Genomic DNA, 16,084 nt, shown 5'->3' with positions numbered 1-16,084 from the left:
CGGCCGCTCTCCGTCAATGTCTACGCAGCCCGGGTGCCGGGCGTCCATCGCGTCCCGCACCCCCGCCGCGGCCATCCGGCTCGAGCCGCCGGCCGAAGAACCGCTGGAAGAACCCGCGGTGCCGGGGACACGTCACCGGGAGGCGGTCCCTCGTGAACACCTCGCGGGCCTTTCGGGGGCAACGCCAGGTGGCCAGCCCGCCGGTGTCCGGATCGATCGTGACCTCGACCACGCCGGGAGGGGGATCCGGGAGGGGGGCGAGGAGCAGCCACCCGGCCCGGCGCAACAGCTCGGCGAGCACCGGGATGGCGGCGCCGGCGCCGTACAGACGGGCGGGTTTGCCGTCGTCCCGCCCCACCCAACAGACCGCCGCCGTGTCCCCGGTCACCAGCACCCCCCAGGCGTCCCGCCCGTCCTGGGTCGTTCCGGTCTTGGCGGCGACGCGCACCCCCGGAGCGGCGCTGGCGAGGCCGCGGGCCGTCCCGTGCTCGGCCGCGCCGGCCATCATGTCGAGGACGAGATAGCAAGGCTCGGGCGGGAGCCGGTTCTCCGGGGGCGCCATCGGCTCGAGAGGCACCGCCGCGCCGTCCGCGGTCCGGACGCCGCGCACCAGGCGGGGTGCCTGGTACTTCCCCAGGTTCCCGATGGTTCCGTACGCGACCGCCAGCTCCAGCGGCGTGACCTCGCCCGTTCCCAGCGCGAGCGACACGGCGCTCGGCAGCGGCGAGCGGATACCGGCGAGCCGGGCCCAGCTCCGGATCGCCTCGGCGCCGAGGGTCCGCCCGAGCCATGCCATCGGGACGTTCAGGCTCTCCTCGATGGCCTGCCGGAGGGTCACCGTCCCGCGGTAACGCCCGTCCACGTTGCGCGGCCGCCAGAGCCCGTTGGCGGTGCGAATCTCGATCGGCTCGTCCGCCAGCAGACTCGATGGCTGCCAATGGCCTTCGATGAAAGCGGTGAGGGCCACGAACGGCTTGAAGGCCGATCCGGGCTGGCGATGGGCGTCGAGCGCCCGGTTGAAGGCGCCCCGGCTGCCTTTCCGCCCCCCGACGATCGCCAGGATCTCCCCGCTCGCCGGCCTGAGGACCACCACAGCCCCCTCCAGGGGGGCGCGGCGCGGGTCCTCCCGTTCCAGCCGGTCGAGGACGCTCCGCAACGCCTCTCGAGCCGCGCGTTGAACGGCCGGATCGATCGTGGTGAACACGCGCGCGCGCTCCTCACCCGGGCGCGGTTCCCACCCGCGGCTCACCAACTCGCGCTGGACGGCGTCCAGGAGATCGCCCGCCGGATCGAGCCGCCGCCGGGACGCGACCACGCCCAGCGGGCGGGCCGCCGCACGCTCCCGCTCGGCTGGATCGATCGCCCCGATCTGCTCCATCCGCTCCAGCACCCAGTTGCGGCGGGCGCGCGCCGCCTCGGGCCTCCGCCGGGGATCGAAGCGCCCGGGAGAGGCGATGAGCCCCGCCAGCATCGCCTGCTCGTCGAGCGTGAGGTCGGATATGTCCTTGCCGAAGTAATGGAGGGCCGCCGCGGGCATGCCGACGATCGAGACCGCGCCCTCCTGCCCGAGATAGACCTCGTTGAGATAGATCTCCAGGATTCGTCTTTTCGAAACGCGGCGCTCGACGTACAGGGCGAGGATCGCTTCGCGCAGCTTGCGCATCCAGGTGCGCTGGTGCCCGAGGAGCCGGTTCTTGACGACCTGCTGGGTGATCGTGCTCCCGCCCTGGACGAGGCCCCCTCCCCTGATGTCGGCCCACGCCGCCCGGAGGACGGCGCGCAGATCGATGCCCCGGTGTCGCATGAACCGCGCGTCTTCGGCGGCCACCACCGCCTGCACGAGGCGCGGCGGATACCGGTCGAGCGGGAGCGGCCTCCGGTCGACGAGCTCCGGGCCGTGGTAGGCGCCGAGCCGGACCGGCTCCAGGGTGAACGCCCCGAGCGGGCGGCCGGATGCGTCCTCGAGGCGCACCGCCCGCCCTCCATCGACCGTCACCCTGGCGAAGGCCGCGCCCGCGTAGCCGTGCGGTCCGGTGAACGGGCGGCGGTAGACCTCGAGACGGTTCCCCGAGATCCGGTACTCCCCGGGACGCGCGGGAACCCGCGGCACGGCCCGGTAGCGCTGCGCTGCGAGCTCCTCGGCCACGGCAGACAGGTCGACCCGCCGGCCGACACGCAGCACCCGGGGTGCCGCGAGGATCTCGACCGGGGCGTTCGGCGGATCGCGTTCGAGGCTCGCGACCGCCCGCTCTCCGGCGGACCACAGCGCGAGACCGAGCCACAGAGCCGCGGCCGACGCCAGGGCGAGCGTCCCGATGGCGACGCCGCGGCGGCGCCGCGCCCGCGCTCCCGCGGTGCGCCCCGATCTTCGGCGTCGAGCGGACTTCGTCGAGCGGCGGGCGCTCACGTCACCTCTCGGGAAGCGCGTCGGGTATGATCGGCTTCCATGAGCGAGGAGCCTGTCGAGCTGACCCCCATTTTCGAGGCGGTCGCGGCCGCCGTCCAGCGGCACGGGTGCTCGGTGGACCAGGCGGTCGGCTCGATCGATCTCGACGGCGCTCGCGGGGACGTCCGGATCTGGCTCCGCCGCGGCGGCGCGGGGCTCGCGGAGGACGTCGAGCGGTCGGTGAGGAACGTGAGGGGAGTGCGATCGGTGAGCGTGCGCAGCGGCGAGGGTGAGCGGTCCCGATCTCCGGAGGTCCTGAGGTGATCCGGAAGATCCATCTGATCGGCCCCGGGGAGGTCGGGCGCCGCCTCGCCGGGGCTCTGCGCGCGAGCGGGGTCGCGGTGGCCGAGGTGACGCGCTCGACAGGATGGGAATCCGCCTCCGACCCCGCCGATTCCGCGCCGCGTCTGGTGGCGGTCCGGGAAGAGGACCTCGGCACCGTGCTCGACCGGCTCGGCCGTGTTCCGCGCGAGCGGTTGATTCTCGTCCAAAACGGTTTTCTCGAGGTCGTCCACGGGGATCTCGGCCCGGTGACACGCGGTCTGATCTGGTTCACGTCGAAGGGAGAGTTCTTCGCTTCGCTGCGCCCCTCGCTGTTCCACGGACCGCTCGCGGAGGAGCTCGTCGGGCCGCTCGCCGCCGGCGGGCTCGCCGTCGAGTGCGTGGCCGGCCGAGAGGCGTTCCGGCGGGAGATGATCCTCAAGGGGATCTGGAACGCCGTCGTCGGTTTGCCGCTCGCCGTCCACGGCGTCACGCTCGGCGAGTATCTCCAGCGGTACGAGGACGAACTCGCGGCGCTGCTCGAGGAATCGGCCGCCGCCGCGTCCGCGGAGTATGGGGTCACCGTCGGCGCCGGCGACGCCCGCGCCTGTCTCGCGCGCACCACGGGGCCGATTCAGTGGGTCCGCGGCGGCGTCAAGGCGATCCCGTGGCGAAACGGCGCGATCGTCGAAATGGGTCGCCGCCACGGCGTTCCGACTCCGGTCAACGAGCGCCTGATCCGCGCCGCGGAAGCTTCTTGAGGGACGGCCGGCAGGCGCGCCTGGAAAAGGACGCGCGCGGATCGCCGAGCCGATCCTTCCCCTTCGGTGCTCGCGGGCCCTGGCCCAGCCCGAAAGAAGCGCTCGCGGGGTCCGCGTCCCCGGCGCTCCCGAAGGGAAAGGGAGGTGCACCTCCGTTGGTGCGCTTGCCCGTCGAAGCCGTAGGAAGTTCGGAGGGCGCGAACCACTCGCCTCCCGCGGAGTGAGGCCGAAGCACCCTTCTTTCGTCGAGTTGCGCAGCGTTTCGCACCATTGAGGGTGCACCTGTGAAAGGGAGCGTTTCCACGATCCGCCGCCGGAGAACCCGCTCCTCTCGGACTCCGCTGTCCCGCGGCGGCCGGGGGAACACGGCGAGCGAGCCCCGCGAAACCCGCGCCTCGCGGCCGATCCAGTGGCTCCGCGCGGTGGCCACGGCGTTCATGCGTCGACCCTGGCGCTCGCGCCGGAGTGAGACCTCCCGACACCGGCACGGGGGCGCGCTGCAAGCCGCTCGCCCCCGGGGAGCGGGCGGGACGACGCACGGGGGCGTCTCGCCTCGCGGGTCTCGAGGGGCGGGTCTCCCGCCGCGGGGTGGAAACACCGCTGGTGCCACGGTGGGCCGCGGCGGGTCCCGGGCGGGACACCGGCCCCGCGCGTAGGGCAAACCGCGAGCGATCAGGGGTGCAAGGCGCTCACAGCGTCACCTTCTGGACGCGGCTGCCGGGTACGATGGCCACGGAGCCGTCGGCGAACCGGACTTGTGCCTTGTGGCCTCCGTCGTAGTCCTTCGCCCAGACCTCGACGGTCACGCGCTTGCCGTCCACGCGCCCCGGCCGCGTGCCGGGCTCGTCGAGACCCCGCCAGACGCGGACGAACGGATTGCGCTCGAGCTCGTGGGCCACGGTGCTGCTCTCGCCGTGACCGGGATGGATCTTCGTGTCCCCGGGCAAGGAGAGGATCGTCTCGAGAACGCTCCGCCGCAGGTCTTCGAACGTTGTGTGTCCGGGCGCCACCGTGCCTCCGACGGAGCCCTTGAACAGCGTGTCGCCGGTGAAGATCGCGTGCCCCGGCACGTGGACGCCGATCTGGCCGGCCGTGTGGCCCGGAATGGCGACGATCTCCGCGTGCCATCCCCGGAACTCGAACCGCCGCCCAGGTTCCGCGTCCTCCGTCGCCGTGGGGATGTGCGGCCGCTCGAGGCGGTGCGCCAGCACCGGCGCTCCGAGATTGCGGGCGAGGAATTCGTTGCCGGCGACGTGATCGTAATGGCGGTGGGTGGCGATGATCGCGACCACGCGGACCCCGTGCCGGCGGACCATCTCGAGGATCTTCGCCGGATCGGCGCCGGTGTCGATCAGGATCCCGCGCCCTTCCTCGCGGCCTGCGACCAGCCAGCTGTTGACCAGCCAACCCGGGTGTTGCACGCGGTCGACGATCAAGGAACACCCCCTCGGTCCCTATGCTAGCCGGTGACCCGGCAGTCCGTCACGGGTACGGTCTCCGTCACCGGCTCCGGGCGGCGTCCATTCGGGCCATCAGGGCCTCGATCTGTTCGTCCTCCGGAGCCAGTTTCCGGGCGGCCTCCACCACCTGGCGGGCTTTCTCGATCTGCCCCGCTTCGATCAGGCTCTCGGCGAGGGCGAGGCGCGGAGCCACGTTGTACGGGTCGTGCTCGATCGCCTTCTCGTAGGCCGCGCGCTCCTCTTCATCCTTCCCGAGCTGGGCGAGAACCTGGCCGAGCCGATACCAGGCGAGACCGTAGTCCGGGTGCACCCGGACCGCGCGCCGGAGCACGCGCTCCGCGCCGGGGAGATCCTTGGCGACGATGAAGGTCTGCGCGTACTGGAACAGGAGCGCGGGGTCGTCCGGCTCGATCTCGAGCGCCTCCTCCAGGAGCGTGCGGGCTTCCAGCGGTTTCCCGTCCGCCAGCAGGAAAAGAGCGCGGTCGTGCTTGTGGACCACCTCCACCCTGTCCTTGGGATCCGCACGATTGGGATCGACGGCGTCGTCCGCCTCGACCACCCGGCCCGTCCCCGCGTAGCCGAGGGTGCGGAGCGTCTCAAGCTCCTTCTCGGTGGCCCCGACCTGCGCGCGGCCGCGGGAGGCGGCTGCGGCCCGCGAGACCTCGGCCAAGAGCTGCGAGGTCAGCTCCCGAACCTCGCCGGGGCGCTCTCCGGCGAGATCGTGCATCTCCTCGGGATCGGCCTCGAGATCGTACAGCTCGGGACGAGGTGCCCGGATGAGCTTGCGGTGGCCCGAAAGATAGGCTTGAAGGCCCGACCAACCGAAGTCGAAACGAGGAAGCCAGCTTTCGGCGAACACGCCGCCGCGCTTCGGCATCGGGCCGCCGGCCAGTGCCGCGGCAAGGGACAGCCCGTCCGTTCCGGGAAGCGCCGGGAGACGGGCGAGCTCGGCCAGGGTCGGCGCGATGTCGGCGACGCTGGCCAGCTCCTCGATCACGGCGTGGCGGACGCCCCACGAGGGCCCGGAAACGATGAGGGGAACCCGGAGCACCTCCTCGTAGAGGAACAGGCCGTGCGTCTGCTCCCCGTGGTCCCCCAGGGCCTCGCCGTGGTCGCCGCTCACGACGACAAGGAGCCCGTCGGCACGCCCCAGCGAGGCGATCCCGTCGATGAGCCGCTTCAGCGCGGCGTCGGCCGCAGCCACCTCTCCCTGATAGCGGTCGTCGCGGAACCGCTCCGCGAAGGGAGGAGGCGGCCGGTACGGGCTGTGCGGCTCCCAGAGGTGCACCCAGAGGAAGGCCGGGCGTCCCTCCTGGTCCAGCAGCCAGGCGATGGCGCGGGAGACCGTCTCGCGTCCGGAGCGTTCGGCGTAGTGGACGACGATTCGGCCCACGTTGGCCGGGATCTCGGCGATCGCATCGTCGTAGCGCTGGAACCCCCGGGCGAGCCCGTGCCGGCGCTTGAGAACCGGAGAGGAGATGAAGGCGCCGGTCGCGTAGCCGGCCGCTTCGAATCGTTCGGCGAGCGTCGGGATCTCGGGCGGCAACGCGAAGGTGCCGTTGTTCCGCACCCCGTGGGCCGGCACGCTGCGGCCCGTCATGATCGAGCTGTGCGCGGGCAGCGTCAGCGGGGCGGTCGTGTGGGCCGCCGCGAAACGGACGCCGCGGGCCGCCAGCTCGTCGAGCATCGGGGTCCCCGCGTCGGCGCGGCCGTAGCAGCCGACCCGATCGGCCCGCAGGGTGTCGATCGTCACGAGGAGAACGGTCGGCGGTCCCCCCGACCGCGGGGGACCGATGCGCGTTCCCCCGCAAGACGCCGCGACGACCAGCGCGCCGCCTCCGAGACGCGCGACGCCGCTCCTGAGCGCGATTCCGATTCGCTGCCGTGACATCCCCACCTCGCCTCCCGCGAACGCCGACCCGGAACGCCCCGGGGCGTCCCCACCCGTGCCCGGAGGCCCTATTCTGGCAGCCGCCGCCTCCGCCGACGACCGGCGCGGGGCGGCCCCGGCGCCGGGGCTCGGGAGGAGGCGGTGCGCCGCCGGTGCCGGGCCTGCCCGCCGGACCTTCGGGCCGGCGGCGCGCCCTCGGAGCCCGGCGCCCGCGGCAGGCACGGGCGAACGCCCATCGATCAACCAGGGAACGCAGGCTCCGCCGCGGAGGTCCTCACCGATCGGCTTTCTACGAGGAGCGAGGAATTCCGGATCGCTCTTTCGGGAAACCCTTTCGCCCGAGGCGCGACCCGCCACCCGGCGACGCGGCCCGCGGGGAGGGCCGGGGCCCCGCCGAGTCGGCCCGGGCGGCCGGTCCCGGCGCGGCGTCCCGACCGCTGCGCCCGCTCGCCTCCCCGAACCGGGGCCTGGCGCCCCCGCCCGCCGAGGCGGGCGGCCACCGCCCTGTCCACCGCCAGAAAAGGGGTCCCGCCTCGACCGGCACCCGCTCCCCGGATGGTGGGCGATGCCGCCCGACTCGATCGAAGACCGTCTCACTTCGGCCCCGGCTTCGCGCGATGCGAGCGGCCCGCGACGCCAACCTCTTCGCATTCATCGACTTGGATGAAAATGGGGACCTTTGCCCAAGAACCTCGCGTGGGTCGGGACGTGCTCTTCGATCGGGCGACACTCCGCGCAATTCGATGAACGGTTTGGACCGATCCTCGGACATCGATCCCCTTGAACCGGGACCTCCGATCTTCGACCTTCCGGCGACTCCGGCGGAAAAACGCACCGCGGGGGATGCAATCCGCTTGGAATTGGGAGGTGCACCCTCGATGGTGCGCTGCGTCGGCCAAGTCGATGAAAGACGGGCCCCTGGCGCCGATTTCAGCCAAAGCGCGCGGTTCGGCACGCCAACCGCAGAGGGCTCATCGAGTTGCGACGAAGAAACGCACCATCGGGGATGCACCTCGCTTAGAATGGCGGTGATGCGCTGGCGTCTCCGGCTCCTGTTTCTCCTTCTGGCCGCCGCGACCGGGGCGGCCCCTCTGACCGGAGCGGCCGCCGAAGGCCCGCCGGAGGCGCCCGGCGACCGGTCGCACGCCAGCCGGAGCGCGGCGACCCCCTCGCCCCCGCCCCCGGGATCCCGGGCAGCTCCGCTACCCCACGGGGTCACCCTCCTCGGGCGGGCTCCCGAGGTCGAAGAGCGCGTGGTGGTGAGGGTGCCGCGCCCCGACCGCGCCGGCCCCGCCGACGCGGAGGCGGCCACCATCGGCCCGGGACCGGCCTCGCAACTGGCGGTTCTGGAGGGGACCCTGGCCGAACCGGGACCGGCCGCTCCCCCCTGGAGCCGTTGGACGCCCGAAGAATCGCTCGAGCGCACCGACCCCGAGGCGCCCTATCCGTGGCATCGCGTCCGCTGGGCCCCGCTTCCGTCGTGGTTCGAGTGGCGGCCGACCGACGACCTGGTGCACACCTCTCCCGACCGGCCCTACCCCTGGAACGTCGTGGAGTGGCCGCAGACCGGCGTTCCCTGGCGGTGGCATCCGGAAGCGGGGCGGTGACGGCGGGGGCGTGAGCACGAGACCGCCGGCAGGTCCGGGGCGCCGGTCGCGCTGGTCCTCGCACTGGACCGTGCTCGCTTCCCTGGCATCGGGCATCGTTTGCGGCGTGCTCCTCGGCCGTCTCGGAGCCCATCCGCCGGCCCCCGCAGCCGCCTTGCTGGGGCTGTTCGATTTCGTCGCCGAGCTTTTCCTCCGGCTGCTCAAGATGCTGGTGGCGCCGCTCGTGCTCTTCTCGATCATGGCCGGGGTCTGCGCCGTGGGGGATCCGCGGGAGCTCGGCCGCATCGGCGGGCGCACGTTCGCCTACTACATCGTGACCAGCGCGCTGGCGATCCTGACCGGGCTCGCGCTGGTCAACCTGATCCGCCCCGGCGTCGGAGCGGAGCTGCACATCGGCGAGATCCCTCCGGAGATGCCGGGCCACGCGGAGGGGATGCTGGGCATTTTCAAGCGGCTGGTTCCGGACAACGTCTTCAAGGCCCTGGCCGAAGCCGACATGCTGCAGATCATCACGTTCGCCCTGCTGGCCGGTTTTGCGCTCACGCGGCTTCCGGAGCGTCACCGCCGTCCCCTGGCCGATCTCGTGAACGGTGCGTTCGAACTGATGACGCGGCTGGCCGGGCTGGTGCTCGGCGTGCTTCCTGTCGCGGTGTTCGCGCTGGTCGCCCGCGTCGCCGCGCGCAGCGGGGGCGAGGAGGTGCGCCCGCTCGTGCTGTACATGCTGACGGTCGTCGGCGGCCTCGCGATCCACGGGCTGGTCACCCTGCCGCTCGTCCTCCGTCTGTTCTCGGGAACGAGCCCGGCCGTCTGGGCCCGAACGGTGGCCCCGGCGTTGATGACCGCCTTTTCCACCTCCTCGTCGAGCGCGACGCTCCCCGTGACACTGGAATCGGTCGAAGAGCGAGGTGGCGTCCCCAACCGCATCGCGTCGTTCGTGCTTCCGCTGGGGGCGACGATCAACATGGACGGCACGGCGCTGTACGAGTGCGTCGGCACGATCTTCCTCGCTCAGTACTACGCCACCGCCTCCGGATACGAGCTGACCCTCGGGCGCCAGCTCGTCGTCGTCATCACGGCTCTGCTCGCCTCGATCGGCGCCGCCGGCATCCCCTCCGCAGGGCTGGTGATGATGACGATCATCCTCAAGGCCCTCGATCTGCCGCTCGAGGGAGCGCTCCTGATCCTGGCCGTCGACCGCCCGCTCGACATGCTGCGAACGGCGACCAACGTGTGGTCCGACACGGTGGGCGCCGCGGTGGTCAGCTCCATGGAAGGCTCTCCCCCCCGTCCCGCCTGAATCGTTCCCGAGCCGGAGGGCCGCCCGGCGGGTCCGTGTCCCCCTTCCTCGCAGCGATCCCCAACGGCGGCGCCGGCGCGCTTCGCCAGGACCGTCCGCGCTCCTGGATCTCGAAACAGCCGCACGGCGATCCGAGCGTCTGCGGAGCCGCGCCCGCCGCGCCGATCTCCCGCGCTACCGGCTCAGGAGCCCGCAGCGATGGCCGCGCCCCCGGAAGGCCGGCCGCTGCCCGCACGCCCACCACCCGCGAAGCGGCGCCGCCTTTCCCGCGTGGGGAGCCGAGCAGCGGCAACCCCGGTTGGCGCACCGCCGGGGTGGACCGGCCTGCCCGCCGGTCGGTGCTCCGGGCATTCCGGCAGAGGTGCACCAGCGACGGTGCGAAACGCCCCGCGACCCGTTCGAGACGAGACACTCGGGCCCAACTGCGCGCGAAGCGAGCCGCTCCGAACCGCAACCTCGAAACGTCGGAGGTGCTCCCTCGATGGTGCGAAACGCCGCACAACTCGATGCCCGATGAAGGTCTCGGCGCTTTCTCGCGGACATCGAGCCGTTTCAGGCTTCGACCCCAGGACGTTGAGTGGCTCGAAAGCGCCGACGCGCCATCGGGGATGCACCTCCCAAAACCTGGGGGGTGCTCCCTCGATGGTGCGAAACGCCGCGAAACTCGATGAGAAGACAAGACTTCGGCCCGGTGTCAGGGCCTCGATCCATTCGAGACCGGATCCTTCGACCCTCCAACGACCTCGACGGAACAATGCAACATCGGGGATGCGCTTCTCGAAACGTGCGATCGCTTCGATCGGGAAGCGCCGTCGCGGATGCACCTCCCACTCCCCGCGCGGACCGGAACCCCGCTCCCCCGTCACGCTCCCGCCGATCGGGAGGCCTTCACGAGGAACCGGGCGCGGCGGGGCGCGCAGGGGAGCCCGAGCCGGAGCCGCGGCGGTCGGCCGCCAGCAACAACGCCGCCACCGTCTTCGCGTCGTAGATGCGCCCGTCGCGGACCGCCGCGAGCGCCTCCGCGAACGGCAGCTCGACGATCTCGAGGACCTCGCTCGGCTCGAGCGCTTGGGAACACGGCTCCAGCTCGTGACCCTCGTAGAGCCAGATCACTTCGTCCGTGAAACCGGGGGTCGTCAAGATGCGGCCGAGCGGCTCGATCCGGTGGGGGCGCAGGCCGATCTCCTCGCCGCACTCGCGGGCGGCGCACGCGGCCGGATCCTCGCCGGGATCCAGCTTGCCCGCCGGGACCTCGAGCAGAAAGCCTCCCGCGGCATGGCGGTACTGCCGGACGAGGACGATCGCCCCGTCCCCGCGGAACGGCACCACCGCCGCCGCACCGGGGTGCCGGATCGTCTCCAGCTCCGTGACGGCGCCGCCGGGCAGACGCACCCGGTCCACGTCGATCCGAAGGATCTTCCCCTCGTACACGCGGCGCTTGGCGAGAAGTTCGGCGCGGTCACTCATGCCGCCTCCGATCCCGGGAACAGGTCGAGCAGACGCTCGAACGAGCCGTCCTGGACGACCGCGTCCGCAAGCTCGACGAGCCCCGGATCCTTGGGATGATAGGCGACCGCGAAGCCGGCCGCGCGGAAGGCTGCGCGGTCGTTCCAGCTGTCGCCCACGAAGGCGATGGACTCGCCCCGCACGCCAAAATCGCGCGCCACGCGCGCCAGGCCGTCGGCCTTCCCCTCGACGTCGTAGGGCGTAGGCTCGAAGCCGGCGATCCGCCCCTCTTCGTCGAAGAAGATCCTGTTGGTGTAAACGTGGTCGAAGGGAAAGTCGCTCAGCAGCAGCTCGAAAACCAGGTCGAGCGTTCCCGAGACCACCGCCGTGCCGTAACCACGTCGCTTGAGCTCAGCGACCGTCTCGCGAGCGCCGGGCACGACCGTCAGCTCGCGGCGGATCAGAGCCTCGATTTCGCCGCGCCGGGCCCCGTGCGCCTTCCAATCGAGGATGTCGAGCGTCACCCACTCCGGGTAGCTGATCAGCCCCTCGCGGAAGGCGCGGAAACGGCGGCGGTTGATCTCGTCCCCGCCGTGGTAGTGGGCGTTGATGATCTGCCAGATCGTGCGGCCCTCCGGCTGCCGCACGAGCGTCCCGTCGACGTCGAAGCAAACGACGCGCACATCGCGCCCGGTTGTCGCAGTCATCGAACCTCCGGCGCAGATTGTACGCGAAGCGGTCAGATTCGACTCCCGCCCGGCGCGGGCCGTTGGCCGGGGCGGGACCCCGGCCATCCGGGTCGAACTCGTCAGTTGAAGGCGACGGTGAGGGTATCGTTGGCAGAGTTCACGTCGGTAGCACCGGAGACTTCGACGGAGAGCCGGAAGATGTCGCCATCGTGCACGCCCTGCAGCGCGATCGCTCCCGACTCGAGAACGGACATGCACTCTCGATAGCCGTCCTTGCCGTCGCAGTTTTCCGCCGTCGTCCTGCAGGAACCGCTCTTCCCGCCCACGCTGCAGGTTCCCGTGCACGACTGGACGTGGCAACCGCGCTTGCAACTCGAGACGCTGCTGGAGATCAGCCCGGAGTGGGAGTCCTGCCAGACCGTGGCGATGGGAACCCCGTCCCGGAGTTGGACCAGTTCGACGTGGATCGTGTAATCAGCTTGTGCCTCGTCGTGCCAGACCCCGTACGTCGCGTTGACTCGAAGTTCGCCCTCGACGACTTCGAATTGAATCGAATGGGCGCTGACATCGACATCTGCAAAACCCGGGGGCACGACACATGCGGCCGTAAGCGCAGCGAAAACCATTGCTCTTCTCATCGCTGAGCTCCTCATTGAATCGTGACAGACAGCGAGTTGTTCGAGGTCTCATCACCCCGCAGGCTTGGAGAAGGCGTGATGCTGAAGGTGACGACGTCGCCGCTGGCGAGCTGGATGGTCGACGACGGCTTGCTATCGGATCGCGAACAGGTGCACCCGTCTTGTGCCTTGTCTCCCCGCGGTCCGGGGCGCAGATTCGGGGCCCACCGGCAGGATCCCTCGAAGACCGTCGGACCGGAACCCACCATGTAGTGGCAGGCTCCTGCTCCGTGTGTGCCGCTGCACACTTCGTCGCAGGCGTCAACAGGATGCACCGTCTCGGTCACGTCCAACGGCACTGAGATGACCTTGCCGGCACGTTTCTGGGTGACGAGGAGGGTGTAGCCGAACTCTCCTTGGTCGGCGCCCCATGCGACCTCGTAGCCGACCTCGACATGGAACTTGCCGGACGGATCCCGCACGATCCTGATCGACTCCGCCTGCACGTCGCCGCGCGCGAATGCGGGTCGCGGGACCAAGAGGAGGAGGGAGATGACCGCGGCCACACCTCTAGCTAACTTCTCGGGAATCACTTCATCGGACCTCCCCTTCAATGAGCACACTTAAGCAATTCTTCGGGGGGTGGGTCGGTCAACCCCCACTCCTGAGGGCATCCTCAACGACGCGACTCGGCGCGCGACTCCAAGGAAGAGAGGACTTGTCTGGGATGAGACCGCTCAGGCGGAGCGGCGACCGCAACTCAGGAACGGTCAACGAGTTGGGCTGGGTTGTGCACCTTGGCGGATGGACCTCGCGTCATACGAGAACGACCTGTCGCGCCGCCATGGCCGCAACGGGCGTCCCGTGGAAAAGGCATCCCGAATCGTGCGACCGGCTTCGCCAAGTCGCCCGGCCGACACGAGGATCGCGCGACGGCACCGGTCCGTTCGAGGCTTTCGGCCCGAATGGATTGTTCGCGAGTGGGTTCGCGGGCAGCGTGCACCGTTCCGGGTGCATCTCTCATCACATGTGTGGAACGCGCCGTGCAACGGGGCTGCGCGCGCCCGGAGACACGGTCCCGATCGCGCGCCGGCCAGCGCCCGCTCAGCGCCCGTCGATGACGAGGAAAGCCCAGTTCGCGAGCACGGCGGCGACCGCAAGGAAGAGCGTGCCCCAGCGAGCGGATGGCGTGAGAAGAGCGATGCGCGGGCGGGGTGCGCGGAAGATCCACAGGGCCAGCGCGACGGGGGCATAGGCACCGGTTGCCAGGATTCCCCCGATCAGGAGCGGGTTCATTCGCAACGCACGGAACGGATCGCCGTGCGCGACGGCGAGCAGGCCGCGCGTGATGCCGCAGGTGGGACAAGGCCAGCCGGTCCAGGCGTGAAACCGGCAGACACCGGCGAAGCCGGCGAGCAGGTCGAGCGGGAGGGTCCACATCCCCAGGATGGCCAGCAGACCGACCACGGCGATCACCGGCTCGAGATCGGAAGTCGGATGCTCGGCCGGCAGGAGCCTGAAACGGACGCCGCCCCAACCCCACTCCGCGAGCGGTGCCGGCCAGCGCCCCTGCTCCACGCGACTCTCCGGCAACCCGGCCGCGCTCATCCGCCACCCCCGTTCTGCGGCCGCTCTCGCCGGCGTCGCAGCAGGCGCTCGATCAGGCCGCGGGCTTCCTCTCCGGTGGCATCTTTCGTCAGCTCTTCCCGGAGCGCGTCGGCCAGGTTGTCGTCCACGAGCCCGGAAGCGTCGACGCCGATCGCCGGTCGGGTCACGGTGCCGCGAACCCGCAGGGGAACGACCAGGCGTCCCTGGGGATCGAGAAGCCGCCTCAGCGCCGGCCGTCCGGCGACGATCTCCGCACTGGCCTCCGCCGAAAGTGCGCCGGTGAGATCGAGTGCGATCCCGCCGTCGCGCGGATCGAAACGCCCGCGGCCGGATGCCGTCAGCCGACCCACCTCGATTTCGAAAGGCGCCAACCGCCACGGGATCTCTCCGAGATCGACCGCAGCGGCGAGGCGGTCCACCAGGCGCCGCGCCTCGGGAGGAGCGGGCGGCGCCTCGGGACGGCCCTTCAGGAACCGCTCCAGCAGGCCCGCCTTCCGCGCCACCTCCTCGAGGCGGGCTTCCACGGCCCTTCGCACCGCGGCCTCGAGATCCCACCCCGGTGCCGAGATCCCTGTGGCCGCGGCGCGGGCGGTCCCCGACAGCGCCGCGAGATCGTTCGGACCACGTTGGAGATCGAGCTGGACGTTGGCCCGCAGGTCGAGCGGTCCGGAAACCTTCCCCGCCACTCCCGGGAGCATCGGCGCGAGGAGGCGTCCGAGCTCGGCCCCGCCGACCCGCCCTTCGAACCTGACCTTGCCGGGACCGGAGAGCGCCTCGACCCGGGCTGAGCCGGTCAGCGAGCCGCCGGCGACCTCGCCCTCGTCGATCCGGATCCGCAGCTCGCCGTCGTCCGCCAGGTCGAAACGAAGCGCCACCTTCTCCACCGGTGGCAGCGGATTCCCGAGAACTACGCGCTCCGCCGAGAGGGTGCCGGAAGCCCTCGCCTCCCAGTCGGAGTCGCCCCCGGACAGTTCCGCGACGAGGGACGCGGTCCCCGGCGGCTCGATCGCGATCGGCAGCGGGAAGAGGCTGCGCACCAGGGCCAGCGCGTCCTCCAGCGGCGTCGAGGGGAGCCTGGCCGTCAGCCGCGGCTCGGCGTCCAGGCGCCCTTCGATTCGAATCCGCGCGTCCCCTGCAGCCAGTTCCCCGCGCGCCAACGACCAGCCTTCCGCCTCGGGGACGAGATCGAAATCGAACCTGGCCCGCTCGAGGGGCGCCTCCCCCGTCTCCAGGCCCAAGCCGTCCCCTCGAAGAGAACCGCTGATCCGGAAGTCCGGCGCGATCTCGACGGAACCGGACAGCATGCCCCCCTCCCGCACGCGAAGGGGTCCCAGCCAGCCCCGGAGGACTTCGGTTCGCAGCGCCTCGATGTCGATCCGGAACCCCCTCGCGGCCGTGCCGTTCCACTTGACGCGCCCGAGTCCACCGGCAGCGTGGGCCGTGCCCCAGAAGCGGCCCGTCTCGGGCATGATGACCGCGGCGACATCCTCGAACGCCACTCGAGCCGGCGGGTCCGCGGTCCGGTCCTCGAGCGCGATCCGGCCACCCTTCACTTGGATCTCGTCGATCCGGATGCCGGGCTCGGAACCGGCGGACGCGGGCACGGCGGCCGGGAATGCCCAGCCGCGGTCCGGATCCCGCCGCACCAGATCGATCGCCGGTCGGTCGATCTCGATCCGCCGCACGATCAGGTCGCCCCGGAGCAGGGGCCAGAGTTCGGCTTCGACCGCCAGCAGGGCGACGTCCGCCCGTGTCTCCCCGCCCGGGGCGCGCAGCGTCACGGGGCGCGCCGTCAGGGCCAAGCCCCGCCACAGCGAAAGCCGGAGATCCCCCAGTTCCGCCCGCCACCCGGTCGCCTCGAGGACAGCCCGTTCGATACGCGGCCGGTAACGCTGGACGTCGACCAGCCGCACCGCGAGGAGGACACCGGCGGCGAGCAGGACGGCCGCTGCCGCGACCGCGATCAGAAACCGCCGCATCCCGCGCGAGACAGCCATCGGC

General features: G+C 71.3%; 13 protein-coding genes. 4 read left to right on the top strand and 9 right to left on the bottom strand.

Going from position 1 to position 16,084, the window contains the following annotated elements; all coding sequences use genetic code 11:
- Nucleotides 1-13: 13 nt before the first annotated feature.
- Complete coding sequence (locus D6718_03935; GenBank protein RMG47276.1) at nt 14-2,983, bottom strand: penicillin-binding protein 1B; 2,970 nt, start codon at nt 2,981-2,983, stop codon at nt 14-16.
- Between D6718_03935 and D6718_03930 the strand changes: the two genes are divergently transcribed.
- Nucleotides 2,977-3,468, top strand: a complete 492-nt coding sequence (locus tag D6718_03930; GenBank protein RMG47275.1) for a hypothetical protein — start codon at nt 2,977-2,979, stop codon at nt 3,466-3,468. The two genes, D6718_03935 and D6718_03930, sit on opposite strands and share 7 nt — an antisense overlap.
- Here the strand turns inward: D6718_03930 and D6718_03925 are convergent.
- The 3 genes from D6718_03925 to D6718_03915 all read right to left on the bottom strand — a co-directional run bounded on the left by D6718_03925 (nt 3,431) and on the right by D6718_03915 (nt 6,819).
- Nucleotides 3,431-3,907 (bottom strand): hypothetical protein, encoded by a 477-nt coding sequence (locus tag D6718_03925; GenBank protein RMG47274.1) that lies wholly within the window; start codon nt 3,905-3,907, stop codon nt 3,431-3,433. The two genes, D6718_03930 and D6718_03925, sit on opposite strands and share 38 nt — an antisense overlap.
- A gap of 250 nt (nt 3,908-4,157) precedes the next feature.
- The gene (locus D6718_03920) at nt 4,158-4,904 is read right to left on the bottom strand and encodes an MBL fold metallo-hydrolase (GenBank protein RMG47273.1); all 747 of its coding nucleotides are present in this window, start codon (nt 4,902-4,904) and stop codon (nt 4,158-4,160) included.
- A 64-nt stretch (nt 4,905-4,968) separates the two neighbouring features.
- Nucleotides 4,969-6,819: a tetratricopeptide repeat protein gene (locus D6718_03915; GenBank protein RMG47272.1), complete on the bottom strand. Its 1,851-nt coding sequence runs from the start codon at nt 6,817-6,819 to the stop codon at nt 4,969-4,971.
- 1,022 nt (nt 6,820-7,841) lie between these two features.
- Between D6718_03915 and D6718_03910 the strand changes: the two genes are divergently transcribed.
- Both D6718_03910 and D6718_03905 read left to right on the top strand, forming a co-directional pair.
- Complete coding sequence (locus tag D6718_03910; protein RMG47271.1) at nt 7,842-8,426, top strand: hypothetical protein; 585 nt, start codon at nt 7,842-7,844, stop codon at nt 8,424-8,426.
- Nucleotides 8,427-8,436: 10 nt separating this feature from the next.
- The gene (locus D6718_03905; GenBank protein ID RMG47270.1) at nt 8,437-9,723 is read left to right on the top strand and encodes a dicarboxylate/amino acid:cation symporter; all 1,287 of its coding nucleotides are present in this window, start codon (nt 8,437-8,439) and stop codon (nt 9,721-9,723) included.
- Between the two features lie 888 nt (nt 9,724-10,611).
- Here D6718_03905 and D6718_03900 read toward each other — a convergent pair.
- A complete protein-coding gene (locus D6718_03900) occupies nt 10,612-11,190 on the bottom strand; it encodes an NUDIX hydrolase (GenBank protein ID RMG47269.1) in 579 nt (192 codons plus the stop codon).
- Entirely contained in the window at nt 11,187-11,963 is a 777-nt protein-coding gene (locus D6718_03895) for an HAD family hydrolase (protein ID RMG47268.1), read from the bottom strand. Before D6718_03895 ends, D6718_03900 begins: the two co-directional genes overlap by 4 nt.
- Before the next feature lie 168 nt (nt 11,964-12,131).
- Here D6718_03895 and D6718_03890 point away from each other — a divergent pair, with 168 nt between their 5' ends.
- Nucleotides 12,132-12,332 (top strand): hypothetical protein, encoded by a 201-nt coding sequence (locus D6718_03890; protein ID RMG47267.1) that lies wholly within the window; start codon nt 12,132-12,134, stop codon nt 12,330-12,332.
- Between the two features lie 175 nt (nt 12,333-12,507).
- Here the strand turns inward: D6718_03890 and D6718_03885 are convergent, their stop codons facing one another.
- The 3 genes from D6718_03885 to D6718_03875 form a co-directional block, all read right to left on the bottom strand.
- The gene (locus D6718_03885) at nt 12,508-13,041 is read right to left on the bottom strand and encodes a hypothetical protein (protein ID RMG47266.1); all 534 of its coding nucleotides are present in this window, start codon (nt 13,039-13,041) and stop codon (nt 12,508-12,510) included.
- Between the two features lie 538 nt (nt 13,042-13,579).
- Complete coding sequence (locus D6718_03880) at nt 13,580-14,083, bottom strand: DUF2752 domain-containing protein (GenBank protein ID RMG47265.1); 504 nt, start codon at nt 14,081-14,083, stop codon at nt 13,580-13,582.
- Complete coding sequence (locus D6718_03875; protein ID RMG47264.1) at nt 14,080-16,062, bottom strand: hypothetical protein; 1,983 nt, start codon at nt 16,060-16,062, stop codon at nt 14,080-14,082. The genes D6718_03880 and D6718_03875 overlap by 4 nt, the downstream gene beginning before the upstream one ends.
- Between the last annotated feature and the right edge of the window lie 22 nt (nt 16,063-16,084).

Source organism: Acidobacteriota bacterium (assembly GCA_003696075.1).
Classification (GTDB): domain Bacteria; phylum Acidobacteriota; class Polarisedimenticolia; order J045; family J045; genus J045.
Note: the sequence above shows the minus strand (reverse complement) of the source record. Positions and strands in the feature narration are given on the sequence as shown.

Excerpts from the sequence above, each read along its gene's own strand:
- D6718_03925 (RMG47274.1), bottom strand. The coding sequence starts at position 3,907 with ATGAACGCCGTGGCCACCGCGCGGAGCCACTGGATCGGCCGCGAGGCG.
- D6718_03915 (RMG47272.1), bottom strand. The coding sequence starts at position 6,819 with ATGTCACGGCAGCGAATCGGAATCGCGCTCAGGAGCGGCGTCGCGCGT.
- D6718_03910 (RMG47271.1), top strand. The coding sequence starts at position 7,842 with ATGGCGGTGATGCGCTGGCGTCTCCGGCTCCTGTTTCTCCTTCTGGCC.
- D6718_03900 (RMG47269.1), bottom strand. The coding sequence starts at position 11,190 with ATGAGTGACCGCGCCGAACTTCTCGCCAAGCGCCGCGTGTACGAGGGG.
- D6718_03895 (RMG47268.1), bottom strand. The coding sequence starts at position 11,963 with ATGGCCGGGGTCCCGCCCCGGCCAACGGCCCGCGCCGGGCGGGAGTCG.
- D6718_03880 (RMG47265.1), bottom strand. The coding sequence starts at position 14,083 with ATGAGCGCGGCCGGGTTGCCGGAGAGTCGCGTGGAGCAGGGGCGCTGG.
- D6718_03875 (RMG47264.1), bottom strand. The coding sequence starts at position 16,062 with ATGCGGCGGTTTCTGATCGCGGTCGCGGCAGCGGCCGTCCTGCTCGCC.